This is a genomic window from Hydrogenophaga sp. NH-16 (assembly GCF_004006415.1).
Taxonomy (GTDB): domain Bacteria; phylum Pseudomonadota; class Gammaproteobacteria; order Burkholderiales; family Burkholderiaceae_C; genus Hydrogenophaga; species Hydrogenophaga pseudoflava.
In genome coordinates this window covers 789,816-808,867 of record NZ_CP029344.1, presented here as the reverse complement: position 1 = coordinate 808,867, position 19,052 = coordinate 789,816, and the positions used below count along the sequence as shown (strand labels likewise).

12 protein-coding genes, 1 pseudogene and 1 other annotated feature are annotated in these 19,052 nt (G+C 56.6%); of the genes and pseudogenes, 5 read left to right on the top strand and 8 right to left on the bottom strand.

The features are described 5' to 3' along the window. Positions 1 to 29 precede the first annotated feature (29 nt). A complete protein-coding gene (locus DD542_RS03885) occupies positions 30 to 404 on the top strand; it encodes a DUF1874 domain-containing protein (RefSeq protein ID WP_127803924.1) in 375 nt (124 codons plus the stop codon). 128 nt (positions 405 to 532) lie between these two features. On the opposite strand, the gene DD542_RS03880 is transcribed toward DD542_RS03885, so the two are convergent. The 8 genes and pseudogenes from DD542_RS03880 to DD542_RS03850 form a co-directional block, all read right to left on the bottom strand. Next, a complete protein-coding gene (locus DD542_RS03880) occupies positions 533 to 2,257 on the bottom strand; it encodes an ATP-binding domain-containing protein (RefSeq protein WP_127803922.1) in 1,725 nt (574 codons plus the stop codon). Then, complete coding sequence (locus DD542_RS03875; RefSeq protein WP_241559676.1) at positions 2,238 to 6,557, bottom strand: DUF3883 domain-containing protein; 4,320 nt, start codon at positions 6,555 to 6,557, stop codon at positions 2,238 to 2,240. The genes DD542_RS03880 and DD542_RS03875 overlap by 20 nt, the downstream gene beginning before the upstream one ends. A gap of 257 nt (positions 6,558 to 6,814) precedes the next feature. Continuing rightward, a complete protein-coding gene (locus DD542_RS03870) occupies positions 6,815 to 9,994 on the bottom strand; it encodes an HsdR family type I site-specific deoxyribonuclease (protein WP_127803918.1) in 3,180 nt (1,059 codons plus the stop codon). 18 nt (positions 9,995 to 10,012) lie between these two features. After that, entirely contained in the window at positions 10,013 to 11,281 is a 1,269-nt protein-coding gene (locus DD542_RS03865) for a restriction endonuclease subunit S (RefSeq protein ID WP_127803916.1), read from the bottom strand. Position 11,282: 1 nt separating this feature from the next. Continuing rightward, positions 11,283 to 13,880 (bottom strand): type I restriction-modification system subunit M, encoded by a 2,598-nt coding sequence (locus tag DD542_RS03860; protein WP_127803914.1) that lies wholly within the window; start codon positions 13,878 to 13,880, stop codon positions 11,283 to 11,285. 88 nt (positions 13,881 to 13,968) lie between these two features. Beyond that, positions 13,969 to 14,767 (bottom strand): annotated as a pseudogene (locus DD542_RS03855) (IS3 family transposase). Beyond that, positions 14,344 to 14,461: a sequence feature (AL1L pseudoknot), on the bottom strand. (Overlaps the previous pseudogene by 118 nt.) A gap of 75 nt (positions 14,768 to 14,842) precedes the next feature. Continuing rightward, a complete protein-coding gene (locus DD542_RS23520; RefSeq protein ID WP_164868329.1) occupies positions 14,843 to 15,004 on the bottom strand; it encodes a hypothetical protein in 162 nt (53 codons plus the stop codon). Positions 15,005 to 15,294: 290 nt separating this feature from the next. Then, on the bottom strand, positions 15,295 to 15,426 hold the full coding sequence (locus DD542_RS03850) for a transposase (RefSeq protein ID WP_241559842.1): 132 nt from the start codon (positions 15,424 to 15,426) through the stop codon (positions 15,295 to 15,297). Between the two features lie 243 nt (positions 15,427 to 15,669). Here DD542_RS03850 and DD542_RS03845 point away from each other — a divergent pair, with 243 nt between their 5' ends. The 4 genes from DD542_RS03845 to DD542_RS03830 all read left to right on the top strand — a co-directional run bounded on the left by DD542_RS03845 (position 15,670) and on the right by DD542_RS03830 (position 18,993). Next, entirely contained in the window at positions 15,670 to 16,443 is a 774-nt protein-coding gene (locus DD542_RS03845) for an HNH endonuclease signature motif containing protein (RefSeq protein WP_127803912.1), read from the top strand. Positions 16,444 to 16,647: 204 nt separating this feature from the next. Beyond that, entirely contained in the window at positions 16,648 to 17,019 is a 372-nt protein-coding gene (locus DD542_RS03840; protein ID WP_127803910.1) for a hypothetical protein, read from the top strand. A gap of 474 nt (positions 17,020 to 17,493) precedes the next feature. Beyond that, the gene (locus DD542_RS03835; protein ID WP_127803908.1) at positions 17,494 to 18,258 is read left to right on the top strand and encodes a hypothetical protein; all 765 of its coding nucleotides are present in this window, start codon (positions 17,494 to 17,496) and stop codon (positions 18,256 to 18,258) included. Between the two features lie 408 nt (positions 18,259 to 18,666). Continuing rightward, entirely contained in the window at positions 18,667 to 18,993 is a 327-nt protein-coding gene (locus tag DD542_RS03830) for a hypothetical protein (protein ID WP_127803906.1), read from the top strand. Positions 18,994 to 19,052 lie beyond the last annotated feature (59 nt).

The window sequence follows — 19,052 nt, the reverse complement described above, 5'->3', positions numbered from 1 at the left end:
AACGCACCCACCACTGAGCAGAAAACACCATGACAGATCGATCCAGCCCCGCTCCTTCAATCATCCGGGCACTGCATAGCCGTCCCGTTGCACTGCTCAACGCAGCGGTCATGACGGCGGATGGCATGTACGCGCTGCGAGAGATCCCTCTGGGCGAGGCTCGGCTGCTCGTCCGCACCCATGGATTCGTCAGTGCGATTGGTCACGAGGCCACCGCGAACGTAGTCTCGCGCCTGCTGCAAATCGACTGCCCGATGAATCGCCACTTTTTCAAGCAGGACGCAGGTCAGATCGCCCTGGTGTTCAGGCTGAAACAACGACTGCCCGAGGGCTTCATCGTCAGAAGCGAGGAGGAGCTCGAAGCCCTGGGCTACTCATTCGCAAGACTCAAACGCATGTGCTGAATTGAGCTGTTTTCTGGGAGTTCTGCCGTGATGTTTGCCTGCCCCGCCACCGACGATTTCTTTCGCTCGCGCATCGAGCACATGAAAACCACACAGCAACGATGTAAATCTGTTGGGAAAACGAGAATTCATTGTTTCGCCCACTCTCTGAACGCAGCGCACGTTGCCGACCGCCCTACGATAACCAGCAGCGACTTCGCGCGACTCATGCCTACGTAAAGCAGCTCTTGTCGCTGTGACATGTCGATGGTGTCGAGCCCCCACAAGATCACGATCGGCGATTCGAGACCCTTGAACCGTTGGATTGTGTCGATCAGAACCGTGGACTTGCCTCGAACCCCCTCCTCAAGCCAAGTTGCCGGCTTCGGCAACGGAAGCCTTCTCAGGGCAGCGTAGTACTCGGCCTTGTGCAAGGCATCGGCCACGAGTACCGTGATGTCACCGGGCGCGACACCCTCCCTCGCAACAAGGTCGACGATGCGGGCATTGATCTTGGCCGCCTGTGGGTCTCGACTTGGCGACTCGTCAAACTGAACGTCATCACCCTGGATGTCAGGCGGACTCACTGGAACGCCCTTGTAGTGCTTGTAGGCGGCTTCGTGAATCGGAGCGGTGTTGCGGCAATTCGTGGTCAACGAGAACGGCTCGTCGCGGATAGGGAAAGTCCCTGCGCGGGCATACAGGTTCTGGTTGTCATCGTAGAACACGTACAGCGGGCTGCTGTCATAGTCTGTCAATAGCAACTCCAGCGGAACCCAGAACTCCTCGCGGAAGTCCTGGCCCTCGTCACAGACGATGGCGTCGTACCGATCCGGGAGAATTTCGAGGGAGTATCCGAGCGCGTTGGGTAGTTGCACCTCGTAGAGATCCTTGCCCGGATAGGTGACCTTGGCTTCGGAAACCAGGTCCCGCCCAGATGCACGATTGGCTCTCTCAACCTGCCGGTGGCACAGTTGATGGAAGCTCATCACATCAAGATTCGGGGTGCCCGCGCAAAGACTTGAGAGGTGGTCCGCGAGCTGCCGGTTGTAGCAAGTCAGCAGCGTTCGGAACCCCTCGGATGCAAGGCGACGTGCCTTTTCAAGCGCCAAGACCGTCTTGCCTGTGCCTGCGCCACCGCTCACGGCGACTCTGCGGTGAGAGCGCAAGAAATCGAGCACGCGAATCTGGTCCTTGGTGAGAACCAGCCGACGCGCCTCCTGGTCGGCCAACTGCGACGAGATCAGCGGCGCGACCACGAAAGATCGCGCAAACACCTCGCGAAGTACATCGACGCCGCGTCTGCCCATGGGAGTGAATCCAGATGCATCGTTCCCCCAATAGGCAAAGACCGAATCGATCCACGCCTTCGGATCTTGGAGATCCTTCGCACAGCCGACCAGGGCTGACGGCATATCGGGCCGGCTCAGGGCATTCGCATCCCCCACATCAGGGAAGAACACCGCGTGACCTCTGAGGACGTTGGCGAGCGAGAGATCCCGCCAACGCTGGTGCTCGTTCAGCTTGGATCGAATCGAATACTTGGCCTTCAGAGCCTGGTTGACGGGGTTGTTGATCGCGTGCTTCTGATGATGGCGATCGACGGAAAACCAGTCCCCGCTGCTGGCGTCGAACCCGACGCCCCCACCCTTGACTTCGATACACACGTACCCGAGATCCGGGTGACAAACGACGAAGTCGGTTTCGCCATCCTTGGCCTGCTCTTCCTCGCGGCGCAAGATCCAACCGACCTGGAAGAAGACGACAAAGTCGCGGGGAAGACCGTCCCTCAACGCCCTGTAGACCTTTGCCTCCGCCTGGGATGGCAAGTCCGCCAGCTGAGCCTCCGTCAGTTCAGGAATGACTGTAGTCATCGTCTTCCTCAACCACTGTCATCGTCTGCAGATTCAACGTGACCGTGCGTCGTCCGCTGGTCACAAACTCGATGGACATGACGCGCGTCGAGCCTCGCAGCTCCATCGACTCGATCCGACCGAAACCGAAGTGCTGGTGCTTGACTCTGGCGCCGGCGATGAATGCGAGCGCGGGGTCAGCACGCTCATCGGCGACAGCATCGCGCCAGTTGCCATCGAACATAAACGACGTCACCTGCGTGGCGGGGCTGCGAATCGGATGGACGCGTATGTGCTCAGGATCGGAAACAAACTCAACCACGTACAGCCAGTAGCGATCGCCGTAGTCTTGGGCGTTGCTGAACTGCAGCCTGGACAAACCCACGCCCGTCTGGTTCCACTCGCCGTTGACACCCTTCACCTCGATGAACCGGTCTTCGCCTGTCAGCGGGTTACGGCTGATGATGTCGTACCCAGGGTGGGTTTGGGCCATCTGTTCCGCGACTCGCCCCCGAGCCTTTTCATAGGCGCAGGCGGCGGCGCGGGCCACCACCTCAACAGCCAGGTTGTGCTCGGATGGGCCTTCCTGCTCATCGGCATCGGCCGATTCCTCTTGCTTCTTCCGAACATAGGAGAGAAGTCGTCGATCCCACTGCTCCTTGTGCTTTGGACGTGACTTCTTGGCCCGCTTGTCGCCAGTCGACGAACCTGTGCTGTGGCCATGCCCAGTAGCCCGGTCACCATCTGGCGCATCCTTTTCTTGTGCGCCCTTAGACGCAGATCCAGGTTGCGCTTGATCGGGCGGCGGCACATCCTTGGGCGGAGCTTTCGGCTCGCCTGAAGGCCGGCCCGCACCAGGCCGATCCGGCGTGCGTTCTCCACCTTTGGGCGCATCGGTCGGCACGGTATCCGGCTTGCTCTCTGGCTGATAGCCGGGGTCGGTCGTGCTCCCCATGTCGTCCAAGCTCGACGAGGTCAAGTCATCTGGCTGTCCGCTTGCGCTTTCGGCATCCAGGTACGGGATACCTGCATCGGTCAGTTCTCGATGAGCCTCATCAACAGGCATGCTCATCAGCGGTCGAACGCTGAGGGTCAATTTCGAGATCTCGCTTCCAGACTCTTCCGGCATCAACTGGTGGAAGATGGCATTCAGGACGTGGGGCCAGCTGCGATCCCCTACCGGTCGCGCCAAGATCAGCTGGCGTTTGTCGATGTCATAGAACGCATGCGCTGCCGAGGGTGGAGCCGAAGCCCAATCCCCGCCAACGTGCACGGACGCTTGGATGCGCACGAGCTCGTAGCTGATGGCGGTCAGCTCTGAAAGCGCCTTCCGCACCTTTTGTTTGACTGGCGTCGGTTTGTCGTGGAGCAATCGCGCAAGGACATCGATCCGCTCCATCAGCTTGTCGGCAAGCTGCGGTTCCTCGATCTTCTGTCCATCAACGAACTCAAGCGCGACCTCAGCGCTCTCACTGAGCCGCCTGACCCCGACCTTCTCAATGAACGGCCACAGCTCGGGGGCAGGTTTGCACAGCGCCCGGTCAAGCTCCCCATTAAAGAAACCTGCGTGCCACTCGCTGTCCTGAAGAAGCACCTCGTCAGGATGAGTGGGCTGTCCCATGAGGTTCAATATCGTTGGTGCCTCTTGCAACCTTCGAATGTCCGGGGCGCCAATCTCCTCACGCTCGTCTGCTGCCGACACGCCCATCAAGCAGGCGTCGTACACCGATCGATCTGCCCCTGCGACGGGCTTCGACTGCTCGAAGTACTCGCCGACGATGTCCAGCAAGATGTCGACGTAGTCTCGGCCCTCGGGCGCGTTCTTCACTCCGATTGCGGTGAACAGCGGCTTGAACGCCTCAAGATTGCCTGGAATGGTGAAGGCGTAGCGCCCGAGCTGTTGGGGCGACCAGTAAAGCTGATTCGGGCGGACGAAGTTCTTCTGGCTCGGAACGTAAATGCACCGCTCCCCTGCGAGCGAGGGGATTATCGAATCTCCATCTTGTGCCCTCTCATTGAGCACCAAGTACGTCAAATCGGTCGGTTGGACACCCCTTTCGATGAAGTGTCTCAGGTGGTTCACTACCAACCTTGTTTCCGGGTTGATGGTGATGCCCAGTTCCTCAAGCAACTCTCGCCTGAGGCGATCCTGCCGCCCAGGAAAATCTAGGATGCGCGCCTGCGATCGAAACGCCGCCGCACGGTATGGCGCATACAGCGCACTCGCCGAGTACCAACCCTCGGCATCGTCTTCAGCTGGGAAGCACGCGGCTTCACGGAGACCGCGGATCGCATCGCGGAAAGACGGCTTGTCCTTCCACTCCTCATAGTGATCACACAGGACATAGAAGGCCTCACCGCTGGCGCGCTTTGCATCTTCCGTCGGCAGGTACTTCTCTGCGATGAAGAGGATCCGCTCCATCAGGTGCGGCGCAAGTGGTGACCGGCGTATTCCGAGGCTGTCGATGAAGGTGTGGACCGACCGGGCGTTGGGCACCCGACTGGCATCGAGCCAAAGGTGTGTCGCATCGCCAAGCACCTTCACCAAGTCATCGGTACGCCTGTAGGCGTTGGTGGGGCGCGACCAGCGTCCGTCCTGCGTAGGCACAATCGGCAGTGCACCCAACAGCCGGCGGATGTTCTCGTCGTTCACGAGCGCCGGGTGGCTGGCGAGTTCAGTGATGAGGCGGGTGTACTTCTGCGCGTCCAGGGGTCCGTCATCGTTGAAGAACCTCGGCAGGACGTTTTGTACGAATGCCTCGATCGTCTGCGTCTGAACGCCAATCGCCAGCCTTGGCAGCAGCGAAGCGACGCGTCCAGCCTCCAGCGCTGCAGGCGCCACAAATGACTGGCTGATCGTGACCGCGTACAGATCTTCCGTGACGACGAATGGGATGGCCAGCAACTTCTGAATGCCTGGATTCGTGGCCGCCGTCTGGTTCGCGGCATCCGGCAGCAGATCGTTGACCATGCTCCACAGTGGGCGGTAGAAGCTCTCCAATCTGTCCGCTTCGACTTGTACCTCGCCGGGGACCTGCTGCGCCATCGCTTGCTCAAGCAGGGTCACCAAACGGTCGAACGTGAGGATTGGCGCGCCGAGCTGGTTTATCGCAGTCTGGAATGGCCGCAGATCTTCTGCGACCAACCTTCCGCCGATCTCCAGCAACGTCTTTGCCTGATGGCTTGTCAGCGGGCCTCGCGGCAAGAAGACTCCATTGGGACGCTGAACGCTACCGTCCTGGGCCAGGGCAATTTTTGCCTGGGCTCCCGTGACCTTCAATCGTTCCCAAAAGCGCTTGAAGCAAGTCGGGTGGTTCGATGGCTTCGACAGTTCAAACGCCCGCGCCAGGATCTGCCAGAGTTGGACGTCTCCGAGCATCGTCCGCAGGCCCTCGGGGTCTCTGGCGAGTTCGGCAGCAGCGGCATCGATGAGCATCTCGTTCCAAGCCTGCTCATGTTGGTGCCCAGCAAAAATGACTGCCTTACGATCGGACTCTGGAAAGAAGTCCGCATTGATGTGCATCGGCAGTCCGGTCGACTGCTCGGTGGGCAAGAACGCGTAAAGTACTCCCTCGGCCAAGGGCTCCGGATCGATCCGCAACCCGATGCTGATCTTGGTGCCGCGACCGAGCAACTCAAGGCGGGGATGTGAGGCATACAGCCGCGCAGCAGCCTCCGCAACATCAGCCCGCAAGATGTGCCATTGCTCGACCTCGCCACTCGGCCGGAAACTGACAATCAGGTCAGACCCATCACCACGATCCAGGTCACAGGCCAACAGCAGTTCGCCGTTTCTCCGAACTTCTGCCGTCCGGACATGCCGGAGGAACAACAAGCTTTTGCGAAGGACCTTCTGAAAATCCTCGGCGAGCTGGTCGATGTGAGCAGCGCTGACGTGCGACACGCCAAGCGCAAGTCGGGCACGAGTGTTGGGGTCGCTCGCCCATGGCAGAAAAAACGTGGTGCCCTCTGATTGCTCGAAGGCGTCGATGTACCACTTGCCAAGTTCCGGAAGCAGTGTGAGTTTGATTCCAGAGGACCGTACCTCAGGGTGATCCGTGACCTGATAGGTCGAAACGAAGCCAATGCCAAAGCGTCCAATGTTTTCGCCACGGGACAGCTTGCCTCCGCTGCCTACATCAGCGATTCGATGGAAATCGCAGCTGTAGTTGCTACTGACAGCGAATCCACATGGACCTTCTAGATCACCGCAGTAGGTGAACTTGCCACTGTTGTAGACGAGCAGACCTTCGTCGGTGACATCAAAGACTATGGCATCTGCTTTTGCATCGTCGGCGTTCTGGATGAGCTCCAGAGCCATGACGTCATACCCCTGGAGGCCAGCCAGATGACTTCGGATGTTTCCAAGCAGGTTCGCGGTGTACGAGCCGCTTCTGCGGGGGTTGACTTGCTGATCCATTCTTGTTTCGCCCTTATCCCTAATTTCAGACTTTTAACTTTCCCGGCTGCGCCTGCACCTATCGCCAATGCACTTCACAAAGGTCAATCCAAAAAGCACTGTTCCGAACTGGAATGAAGCATATCAGGACGACTTCCATAAACAATGGAAGGCAGCCTTCAGACTTGATCAGAATTCTCAGAGCTCGATATATCCGAATCTGCGCTGGACAATGGCAGAACACCTCGAATCAGAAAACCCCTGAGCAGATTTGCAGCCTTAATTTTTATTTTGAACATGGGCAGGGGCCTGTTCTCGACGCGTTCGAAATATTCCTTCGCCAGCTGTACGTCAATCGTTTCCCTCAGATCGTCAAATCGACCGTACTCGTTGAGGTTGACCTCGGTGACATGTGATTCCATCAGTGCAGCAAGCTTCGTGGGATCTATGCCCAGCGTTGCCACGATGGCAGCGAAGTCCTTGCTCTTCGCTCGGGCCTTGTAGTCAACCAGGTAGTCACGAAACGTTCGATCAGGATCGATCTGCACATCGCCACGCTGGATGTCATGCAAGAAGATCTCGGCGAACCTCTGATCCTCTTGCGAAAGCGACGTGAATGACCGATGCAGTTCGGCCAGGGTCGCTTCCCTGGAAGCCCCGTCGCCACTTTCCAACTCCTTGAGGTACTTGGCAAACCGCGAGTTCATGTAATCCGCGTCGATCTTGCCGGTGTCGATCTCGGTGATGTGGCTATCGATGTCAAACGGGACGCTCTCGCCAGCACCGCCACCGCCTGCCCCCAGTTCCTTGTAGCGCTGCAGCAGGGTCAGGTACTGCAGCTCCGTGATGGCAACTGCAATCGACTGCTTGGGCTCGGTATCGAACTCGTAGACCGACTTGTCCCAAGTGAAGCCCTGGATCTTCGCGGCCTCCAAGATAGCGCTGAACCGGTTGAACTGTTTGGCAAAGGCCGCACGCGACGCCAAGTCGTCAGGCAGTTTGGCAAAGTCAGCGATGCCCGCCGCGCTGAAGATAGCGCTGATCTCGGTGAAGCAGTCGTTCAAGCGCTCCAGGTTCCTAGGTAACTGGTCGGCAAACAAGCCAATTGGCTTGTCACCGGAGTACAGCTTCACTGCCGCGTCCACGTTGCGCTTCATCGTGTGCGACTTGCGGTAGTAGCGGATGGTGCCAAACGGCTTGTCTGGCCCGAACAGCCGGTTGGTGCGTGAGAACGCCTGGATGATGTTCTCGTAATCCAGCAGCTTGTCGCAGTACAGCGTGTTGACCCATTTCGAGTCGAAGCCGGTCAGCATCTGGTTCACGACGATCAGCAGATCCAGCCGCTTCTCGGGTTCGGCTTCAACCCTGAGGTAGGGCGCCTTGTGGGCCAGGCGAGCAGCCAGGTCCTTCTTGAAGTTCGCGTGGGTGCCCATGTCGAACTTCTGCCCAAAGGTGGCGTTGTAGTCCTTGATGATCTCTTCCAGCCCTTCTGCCTTGAAGGCTGGATCAGTGCTGCTGGTGTCGTCATCGCTAATGTGCGGATCGAACAGCGCGGTGATCTTCAGCGTGGGGCACTGCGCCTTCATGAGGCGGTAGTAAACGATTGCCTCGGTGATGCTGCTGGTGGCAAAGATGGCGTGGAACTTCCCGGCCTGGCTCAGCACCTCCCAGTTGTCGGCAATGTCCTTCAGCACGGCGTGGCGGTGCTCGTCGCGCTCGTACTGGGCGTTCGGCAAGTAGTCCTCAATGCCGCGCTGGTACTCGCCAGCCGCATCGCGGTGGCCCGCCATCGGCACTTCTTTCATGTACCGGTTGAAGACCTTCTTCTTCGCTTCGTCCGCCAGCGCCTCTGCCACGGTCGCCGTCTTGGCTCTTTCCAGCGCCACCGCTTTCCGCAAGTCGCTGTCGCGGTAGGTCAGAACCTGGTAGGGGTCGAAGCCCAGCACGTTTTTGTCGCGGATACCGTCGGCGATGCTGTAGCGGTGCAGTTCGTCGCCAAAGACATCCGTCGTGGTGTTGTCCTTGCGAACATTCTCTTTGTGGATGGGTGTGCCGCTGAAGCCGAAGAGCACCGCGCCTGAAAAACTAGCCTTGATCGCAGTCAGCATGTCGCCGAAGGTGGAGCGGTGGCACTCGTCCACGATGAACACGATGCGCTTACCGCGCATAGCCTCCAGGTCATGTGCTTTCAAGCCATCGGCATCGTCCGTGATCCGGCTCATCTTCTGGATGGACGTGACGATCAGGGTATCGGCGGGCGCAGTGCTCTTCAGCGTTTTAACCAGCACGCCGGTGTTCTCGGTGGCCTGCACCTCGTTGCTGTCACCGGCGAAGTCCCGGTACGCCTTCAGCGTCTGCGTGCCCAACTCCACCCGATCCAGCAAGAACACCACCTTGTCGGCGTCTTTGGAGTTGGCAATGAGCTGGGCCGACTTGAAGCTCGTCATGGTCTTGCCCGAGCCTGTGGTGTGCCAGATATAGCCACCCAGGCGGTTCGGGTTCTTCCAGTCGGTCTTGGCTACCTTGTCGGAAATGGCATGCGCGGCGTAGTACTGGTAGCTGCGCATCACCTTCAGCACACCGTCGGCCTCGTCGGCCACGGTGTAGAAGCCGATCAGCTGGTGTGCCATCGGGATGGACAACAGGCTGGAGGTGAAGCTTTTCCAGTCATTGATGGGCTCATTGTTGAAGTCCGCCCAGTGGAAGGCGTAGTCCTTGTTGAACTTGCCGTCCGGCCCAGGATTGGCGAAGTACAGCGCCTCTCCTGGCTCCATGGCCACAAAGATCTGAACCAGCGAGCACAACCCGCTGAACACGCCCTCCCGCGCGTACTTCTGAATCTGGTTGTAGGCCTGACTGACCGGCACACCGCTCTTCTTCAGCTCGATGTGGATCACTGGCATGCCGTTGATCAGCAGCAGCAGGTCACCCCGCCGGTCATGCTGCAGCTCAGAGGCTCGGGCGTAGCGTGGCTGCTGCGCAATCTGATAGCGGCTTTGCCCGGCGGCAATCTCGTGCCGGTCGTAGACCTTCAGGCTCACCTCTTTGCCAAAGTGGAGCGTGTCGGCCGGGTTGTCCCGTGTGATGGCCACCGTCTTGCCGTTGATGAAGCCATTCAGCTTCAGCGGCGTGCGCAGGGCGACGATCTGCTCCATCACCTGCTGCATCTCGCTGTCAGTCAGCGGCACCTCGTTCAACCGGTCCTTGCTTCGGTTGTTCTCGAAGAGGATCTGTTTCCAGTTCGCGAGCAGGTCTGCCTCGCTGGGGCACTTGATAACATCCAGCTCACCCCACCCGCGCTGGCGCAGCTCGTGGATGACAGCGGCTTCGAATTCGGATTCTTTGGCGAAGTTGGTCATGAGTGAATGGCACAACTCTCAAACGAACATTTCTTCTAGGCAGGCAGCTTTTATTTGATTTAGCTTTTGCATTTGGGTGGCGTGTCCATTGATCAGCCTATCAAGGTGATGGAAGTACGCACCGACTTTTGTTTGTTCGGCTTCGTCGGTTGGGAACCGAATGACTAGCCGACCGATTGCTGTTTTTGATATTGAGAGAACCTTTGTGCCCTGCATGATGGGGAGTAACTGCGTATGAAATGCCTCCGAGTTCATGTAGTACCCAAGAAAATAGGGGGCGAACGGCATTTTTGGTCGAAGCGCAATCGTATGGAGGCCCGCAACGACGACTTGACTGCCTATATTGCTGATCTCCGTGGACTTGCCCACTGCCTCGTCTTCGGCAGCATCGGCCATAATAATGTCTCCATCCTTGAGCCTTGATGAAGCGAGCTTTTCTACAATGGCGTTACTGGCGATCAGCGGGATGCCGTCGCTCTGCGCATCCAAGACTTCACCGAATTTGACGAGAATGTCGCCATAGTGAATGTTTTTCGCGGCGCCCGAGTTGTAGGTTAGGTCGGCTCTAGACAGGCTGTTATTTGCAACGTTTTGCATCGCATCCTCGATACAGACTTCCTCCCAGCCTCCGGAGAAGCCTTCGAACCTCAAGTCAGGGGCACTCTTGTTCGGATAAGGAAACATCCTTTGACGCATCGATTTCTTTAGTGCCAGCAATTTGTCATGCTTGAGCTGATGTAGGGAAATCGAGGAATCAAGATGAGAGAAATAGGCGGCGATTTTTTCCTGTTCAGGAACGGTGGGCATATCGACGCCGACGCGAATGAATGAATCCCAATACAAGCGCTTTCTGAAGTCGGTGACCCCATAAGACAACTTGTTCATTTGGGCCACAATTTGAGGGCGCCTCAAGCCGCAGTCCATGAATAACGGATAGACGGTGTCGTCCGGGGTTGCTGTGAGATAGGCTGGGCTGACCATTCCCTCAGTCTTTGCCACGCCAAGGGCGCCCTGCCACGCACGCATCATGTTCAATACGAGATCCCCCGATTGAACATGCTTGTACAGCGACTTGTCTTCGCTTCGGCGCACCTTCTTCCCGAGGGTCTCGGTGCTCAGTTCTCCATTCGAGATCCCGCTATGAATGGAGACTGACAAGATCGGCAGAGAGTCATTGCCGCGTTCGTTTCGTTCCTTGTACATCTGCCCCAGCTTCTTCGGCTCCCACGGCGCATCAAACCCCTTGAAACGAATCCTCGGTACGCTGCCTTCTGTCTGATCGGTCATCTCAGCCCCCTACCAGCAAAGTCTTCAGTTCCTCAATGCCTTTGAGGTCGAATTCGCCGCCATCCAGTTCTCCCAGCATGCTCACCAGAGCTTTCTCGGCTTGCTGGATGTCCCGGGCGTTGTCGGCATAGGTGATCCGGTACTTCTCAACCAAAGCTTGCAGCTTGGCGATGAGGTTGGATGTCACCAGGCCAGGAAGGCGATGTAGGTCGTCCACCAGTGGTGTGAGCCACTTGCTTTCTAGCAAGGGGTAGACCTGTGCGTCGCTCAGTGCCTCAATGGTGGCCTTGGTCTTCAGGTGCAGCGCTGCGGCGTCCTTCTTGATGGCCGCTTTCAGTGACTTCTCTTTGGCCAGCGCTTTGGCTGCCTGGATGATCTTGGCTTCATAGGACTCCGCGTCGAAGGTGCCTGGTGCTTGGGCCTCGGCCGCCAACTCTTTGGCTTCCTTGGCCACGGCCGCTGCTACGAACTTGTCGCCGGCTTCGTTGAACGTGTCTTTAGATTTGTCTTCTTCATTGAAGCTATCGAGCAGTTCGACCAGCTGAGCGACAACTTCGGCCAGTTCAGACTCCTTCTTGCGAAGTGCATCCAGCTCCTTCTTGTGGTGTGCCAACTGCACCAGGTCAAAGGGCAAGATTCGGCCCTTCCAGCCCTCCTGCACTTCCACGTCCTTGCCGTCCTTCTTCTTGACGACGAAGTTCGGGTCAACCACGCGCGTGGCGCCAAAGCCCTCGGTCTGAAGTATTTCCAGATCCACCGCGATGGGCTGCCAGTGGTCATCGAGGATTTGATAGGCCTGGTACTTGTCGATGAGCGGCACTGTGCCGACCTTGGCTAAGCGGGCGAACAGTTCGTCGCAGATCAGCGCTTCCTGGCGAGGGACCTGCAGCGAGAGCATCTTGCCGATCAGCTCGCTGTGCAGCCAGGGCTTGAAGCCGTCGAACGCACGGGTGAAGGCCTCGTTGAACTTCGTCACCTCAGGGTGCTGGCGCAGGGCCTCAGCCAAGTCATCCACCTTCGGCTGGGCGTACGGGGTGCCATCCAAGGTGAACAGGGCTGCGCGCAGGTTGGGGAAGGCCCTCCAGAAATCGGCCAGCGCATCCAGTTCGCTCAGCGGAATGCCGCCGAACATGGAGGCGTACAGATCCCAGCTCTCGGGTGGCTCGGACGAGTCCACGTATCGTGGAATGTTGAGGTTGTAGTCGTTGGTCTCGCCTTGCAGCTCGGTCTTGGGCACCAATCGGCTGAAGCGGGGCACGGTGGCGCGGGCGATCACCACATCGGTGATCTTCTTGATGTCACAAGCGCGTAGCTTGTTGTTCTTGCCATCTTTGGCGAAGCCCTTCGAGGCGTCCACGAACAGCACATCGCTGTGCTCGCGCTTTTGCCTGAGCACGAGGATGACGGTTGGGATGCCGGTGCCGAAGAAGATGTTGGACGGCAAGCCAATGATGGTTTCGAGGTGGTCGTTCTCGATCAGCTGCTTGCGGATGACGCCTTCTTCACCACCCCGGAACAGAACGCCGTGCGGCAACACGATGGCCATGATGCCGCCCGGCTTCAAGTGGTACAGGTCGTGCAGCAAGAAGGCGTAGTCGGCCTTGGACTTGGGGGCCACGCCGAAGCGGGCGTAGCGCGGGTCAGCCTCTTTGTGCTGCGGGTCCCACTTCTGTGAGTAGGGCGGGTTGGACACCACCGCGTCCAGGTACAGCGGGTTGTAGCTATTGACCGGGTCTTGCTCGTCGAAGTACGGCCAGTCGTCTTCCAGCGTGTCGGCGTTGCGCGTGACGATGTTGCCCGGGAGGATGCCGCGCATGACCAGGTTCATGCGCGTGAGGTTGTAGGTGTTTTCCTTCAGTTCTTGGGCGTAGTACTTGATGCTGTCTTTGTCGCCCATCTGCTTGGCGATGGCCTGGCCGATGTTGAGCAGCAGTGAGCCCGAGCCGCTGGTGGAGTCGTAGATCTGGATAGTCTCGCGGTCCTTCAGATGGTGCGCGATGACTTCAGACATCAGCACGGACACCTCGTGCGGGGTGTAGAACTCGCCCGCCTTTTTGCCCGCATTGGCGGCAAACATGCCAATCAGATACTCGTAGATGAAGCCGAGCACGTCGTAGCCCTGCTTGCCATCCATGGGGATGTCTTTGATCAGCTGGAGAAGCTCGCTGATGGCCTTGGTCTGTTTTGCTGCGGTGTCGCCGAGCTTGCTCAGGCCGGTTTCCAGCGTCTTGAAGATGCCCTCGAACAGCCGCTTGTGGTTCGGGTGGATCAGGCGGCTGAAGGCCGACAGGGCTTCGCGCACATCGGCAACGTCGAAGTCACTGGTTTGGTCCAGCCAAGTCGAGAACAGGTACTTGTGGGAGATGAAGTAGCCAAGGTTTGACTTGAAGTGGTCGACCGTTTCTGCGTCTTCCTCAGTCACTGCACTGAAGTCGTCGTCCGTAAAGCCCTCGGCGGCAGCGAAGGCAACCAGCTTGTCGGAGAGGTACTTGTAGAAGATGAAGCCAAGGATGTAGTCCTTGTATTCGTTGGCCTCGATCTTCGAGCGCATCTGGTTGGCGGATTCCCAAATCTTTGCGGCGAGCTGCTGTTTGTTCACGATGGGTCAATGCCTAGTGGCAAATAATGGCGAGGTTTATGAAAGCGTATGTGAACCGCCCCGGGGAATGGGGGCTGGTTGGTTTAAGTCAGGCCGGTGTTGCGGCCTGATTGGCGAGTTGCCGGTAGTAGTTTGCCTCAGCCTCGGCGGGCGGGATGTAGCCGATAGGTTCGAGCAGCCGGTGGTGGTTGAAACAAGAGACCCACAGCTGGTTAGGATGGTCTGCTCTGAACACACGGTTGACCTGGTCCAACGGGCATGGCGCACGAGCGTCGCTGACCGTGCAGCGTGCAATGGCTATGCCTTCGCGGTTGAGCTGTTTCCAGACCTTGTCGGCGCCATAGACCTGCATGTTGGCGTGCCACACGCGCTGGATGTGCGGCATCAGGGCATCGTCACGTTGTGCTCTGGCGCAGCGTCGCTCGGGGTTGCGCTGTTCGCAGGCGTGGCGCCAATAGCCTGACGGGGCGACCTGCAACACCTTGCAGATCGACTCGACCACGTAGGCTTGACGATGCTGGTAGATGAAGCCCTTTATGACTTCAGACGGCGGTCGAGCTCCGCCTGGGCAAAAGCAAGCGAACGCGCAGTTACATCAAAAAAACCCAGGCCAGCTTTAGGATCTCGTTGGCCTTGCGTAGCTCCTTGTTCTCTCGTTCGAGTTCCTTCGGACGCTGCAGCTCGGAAGTGGTGACGCCCTCGCGCTCGCCACTATCGACATCATGGCGTTTGACCCAGGTGCGCAGGGTTTGCGGCACGCAACCGATCTTAGGCGCGATTGAATCAATGGCTGCCCACAACGAGGGGTACCCGCCCCGGTGCTCAAGGACCATGCGAACAGCTCGTTCGCGCACTTCGGGTTTAAACCGGTTCGACTTCTTGCTCATGGCTCTATCCTCTCAGGGGAAAAGAGCCTCCTCAAACCCGGGGCGGTTCCATCAACCCAACTGAAACTCTTCAATTTACTCGCGATCATCACCATCCATTACACGCCTTAGCGCCTCATCCTCCAATCGATTAATAAAATCCACCAGATCACAGTAGATTTTTTCATCTTCAGCTTCCATCAATAAATCTTGACAAACACGGCAATTATCTTTGAAACACTCGACCCGATGATTCATGCATTACTCCTACAGCAAGACGACATAAAACCACATCTTAAGCACACCTGCAAATCACGAGCTCAAACTCAAATCATCACGAATCATCCAAAGAAGTCCATCGATGTCCACCGAAGAACTTTAACGCTCAAAATCATTCTGAAATTTTTTACAATTCGTTGCACCATCACAACAACAGGCACTCTTCAAGACGTCCAAAACCACAGAGTCTTGGGCCTTACGTGAGACAACGACCAGTGGTTCAAATGAGCTGGGCGTTCTCGGATTCGGGCTGACGGAGGCGCTGGGCTTCAGAGACCTACAGGCCGCCGAACTTGGCGCACCACTTGGAAAAGGGCGTCACTGAAGCCGCCGTTGCGACACAGCTCCATGATCGGCATGCCGGCCTCGGCCTGCTTGAGGAAGCCGATGATCTGCTCCAACCAGGACGGGAGTGCAGCAGTTGCGGTTCTACATGTTCATTCGCGTTCTTACGCTCTGGGCCACACTACTGTCATATGTGCACCCAGCGGTCTCCCCGCCCACTCATGAAAGATCGCTGGTAAGCCGCTCCGGAAGCTCGGGCTTTGGCAGTGTTTCATTATTCGGCTTTTTTTCAACGGCCTTCCAAAGGATCTCTTTTGACAACACTTGCAGAACTTAGACCAACCAAGCTCCACTTCATCATGGATCTCGTTGCCGAAGCAGGCATTGACGTATCAGACTGGTCCAATTTCAGGGGAGGTCCATCTAAGGCACGCGTGAATCCGAAGTATTGCTACGAGTGGGCCTTCGACGACGGGGAGAAAATTGTGATCACACTATGGCACGATGAGCTCATTCGTGAAAATGGCGCCATCGAACGGCGATTCAATCTAAACGCGCACGTGAAAACCGAGCAGAACGGAAACCGAAAAGCGCGGCGGACACGACTACGAGCAGCTCTGACTCACGCACTTAACGCTAAGCTGCCCGTCAGAGTTATCGTCGTAGATGGAACGCGCGGTGCGCTAGGCAAGGACACCGCCAAGGTGAAGGCTCGCCTTCTAGATCCAGCGCCATGGGCCGTGGTTCATATTCGGGGAGACGGTGAGATTCTGTTGCGCCGTGGTATGGCGGCAGCGCCGTCCGTCGATCAGTTCTCCATCAGCGAGCTTGGGAGCGACGAGCCCAATCGACGAGCGGTGTCAGGTTCAGTCATCGCCCGCGACGGAGCCGTGCGCAGGGCCGTGCTTGATCGCTCATTGGGGCTCTGCGAATATTGCAAGGCTCCCGGCTTCAGGACATCCGGTGGTCAAATTTACCTTGAGACGCACCATGTCGTGCCGCTATCTGAAGGCGGGTCTGACAGACCAACAAATGTCATTGCTCTTTGTCCGAATGACCATCGCAAGGCGCACCATAGCTCGAAAAAGGATGAGATTCGTATGAAACTTCTTAAGATCTTGGAGTCAATCTAGATCAGCTTGATAATCAAACCGGCACCCGTCCACGAAAGTGGGTCAACTCTAGTCCCGGAGTTTGCTGTAGTCATCTGTCGGACATTGAGTAACCACCGAAGATCCTATTTCCTTCCAGGGTAGCTGAGCAGGCCCAATGCTATGAGTGATTCACATATATCTGTGAACCCTCAAAAATTATCCATACCAGCATTGGAGCCAATCATGCCAACCCGTATCCCCGTCCAAATCGAACATCACTATTTCCCGAGCATCAACCAAGCTCGCATCCACTACCGCGACATCTTGCATAGGTACCAACCAGGGCAGCAGGTCAATGAAGATGACAGAGAACAAGTCGTGAATCTCATGATGGAAAGTTCTTTCCCATACCCGCCAACAACTGCACCAATCATCTGCGTCGTCAAAAGTCGATATGGGAGAACTTGCTTTGCGAGCATTGGGAAAGACAAATTACCGCACAGCGTTTCCATCATGCACTCACTGAAGCAATGCGCACATACCACCACTCAGCAGTCCACCGACCAGAGTATTGATATCCGCCTTGGTCAATCATCGCGCAATGTGAAATCCTAGCCATCGGCCCACTTCCAACACATCCCCTGTACGAGCCTTCAAGATCCCACTGTTTGATTCAAATAATTCTCAGCCACATATCACCTTAATGAGTCAGAGGTCATCTGCCGTCCTCAGTCCCTACACAGCCCCTCCAGCAATCCCACTCTCTCGGGTGATACACGGGGATTAACCAGTGGAGACACTCACGCTCGTGACTTCTCTGCTATGCTAAAAGCTGTACATATACCAATTTAAATATCTCTATCTGAAAACACATCACACTATCAAAAGGGGGGGGAGCTTTATCGAAACAGTCAAACAAACAGACACTAACCCTTCATTTTGTCCGTGAACGACAAGCCATATGACCACGGCCAGTCAGCGCCGGCCTCATGGCTCGTGAAGCAGGGACCACAGGGGAGCCATCTTATGCATCTGCCGAACTCATACCTTCCATGACTTAGAAGTCAACAGAAAATTCAAAACAGAACTATGAAAAAAATTCTTCCGCTTGCATTTCTCGCAATAATTTCCGGCTGCTCCGACAGCAACATTGATCTGGTCAAAAAATCCACCAATCCCTATTGGGAGGACTACACCGTCTCCCAACTACTGGACAACAGAGAGCAGTGTGAAAAAATAGAATGGAAGTCTTTCAGCGACAAAAATGAACGGGATCTCGTTGAATACAACTGCAAACTCAATCCCGCAACAGATCTTGTGAAGAATCACATCACCAAATCCAGACCAAACGACGAGAACGCAGAAGAACTACTTCAAAAGAAAAATTTTTCAGAAAATGATTTACTAGAAACGGCAAACAGAACCATTGCAAGAACAAAAGAGCGTATACAAAATTACCCCGAAGATACAGAAAAAGGCCTTCAATTCATTCAAAGAATTCAAACAGAATTGGAAGATAGCTTAAAAAGACTCAACGAAGATTACGAAACATTAGTTCGAAAACATAAACTAGAGCAAGCCTTCTCCGACCTCACAGCCGATAGATTTGAAGGAGTTTTCGAATCCCATCAATGGGTCATAAGAAATAAAAACCCATCATTTCAAGGGTCATTTTTGACTTTCAAAATAAAAGACGAGGGAGAATATAGCCTTTCATATGACCCCAAAGTTGCTTACAAGACTGCCATTGAAGATTCTGACAAGGCGAACTCCGCTCTTGAGTGGGCCACAATGATGAATTGGCCACAAATTTACAGAAATCGTCTTCAAGAGTACATAAAGCAGCAACCTTAAAACTGCCACCAAGGCCCCGCAAGGGGCCTTTTCTTTTTCTGCATCCCATTTTCCCGACCACCCCCTCCAAAAGGAGTTCATCACCATGCACGACATCCCTTCCCCACTGGATCACCTCGCGGCTTTTGTTTTGGTCTTTGGTCTGGGTGCGCTCTCAGCCTGCTTGTGGAATGCCAGCCTTTGTATGCTGAAGGCGGCACCCGATACTTCCGCACCAGGTCACCCCAGCACACCACCTGAACCACGTGCAGCAAGCGCAGATGAGCATCAGGACACGTAACCCGCCCATCACCTATGCGCACGTTTGTACAACCGTCCATGCTCCCGGACACTTCTTGCCCTGTATGCCACTCGTCTGACACAGCCCCCCGGTACATCGCCCGACGCGTCGGCGGTGCACTGGGGGCGATGGCCGGCGCAGCATCAGGAGCGATCTCAGGCGGCCTTGGCGGCGCGTTCGCTTCGGAGGCTGACAACAGCAATGGCTGGCAGGTGGTGCAAACCGTGGCAGGCGCGCTGATTGGCGCCCTGGTCAGCGGTACCTCTGGCTGCCACATCGGTGCATTACTGGGTCAGGCATTGGATGACACCGTGTTGCATCGCTGGTCCTGCCATGCCTGCGGTTTCAGCTTCGGTATTCACGGCGGCAGCCGCTCGCGCCAAGGCCATCCTGATCCTCAATATGGCAGGTGGCCGGGCATGGACGATGAACCCTCGGTTTCTGCCGACATGTAGGCACTTCACCACCCTGATCATTGCGATCCGTTCTCGACACCACTCTCAACCCACCACAG

Bases quoted from the DNA above. Each gene is read 5' to 3' on its own strand.
- DD542_RS23520 (WP_164868329.1), bottom strand. From the start codon at position 15,004: ATGAATCATCGGGTCGAGTGTTTCAAAGATAATTGCCGTGTTTGTCAA.
- DD542_RS03830 (WP_127803906.1), top strand. From the start codon at position 18,667: ATGGCCGGCGCAGCATCAGGAGCGATCTCAGGCGGCCTTGGCGGCGCG.
- DD542_RS03885 (WP_127803924.1), top strand. From the start codon at position 30: ATGACAGATCGATCCAGCCCCGCTCCTTCAATCATCCGGGCACTGCAT.
- DD542_RS03870 (WP_127803918.1), bottom strand. From the start codon at position 9,994: ATGACCAACTTCGCCAAAGAATCCGAATTCGAAGCCGCTGTCATCCAC.
- DD542_RS03835 (WP_127803908.1), top strand. From the start codon at position 17,494: ATGAAAAAAATTCTTCCGCTTGCATTTCTCGCAATAATTTCCGGCTGC.
- DD542_RS03845 (WP_127803912.1), top strand. From the start codon at position 15,670: ATGGATCTCGTTGCCGAAGCAGGCATTGACGTATCAGACTGGTCCAAT.
- DD542_RS03865 (WP_127803916.1), bottom strand. From the start codon at position 11,281: ATGACCGATCAGACAGAAGGCAGCGTACCGAGGATTCGTTTCAAGGGG.
- DD542_RS03875 (WP_241559676.1), bottom strand. From the start codon at position 6,557: ATGGCTCTGGAGCTCATCCAGAACGCCGACGATGCAAAAGCAGATGCC.
- DD542_RS03840 (WP_127803910.1), top strand. From the start codon at position 16,648: ATGCCAACCCGTATCCCCGTCCAAATCGAACATCACTATTTCCCGAGC.
- DD542_RS03880 (WP_127803922.1), bottom strand. From the start codon at position 2,257: ATGACTACAGTCATTCCTGAACTGACGGAGGCTCAGCTGGCGGACTTG.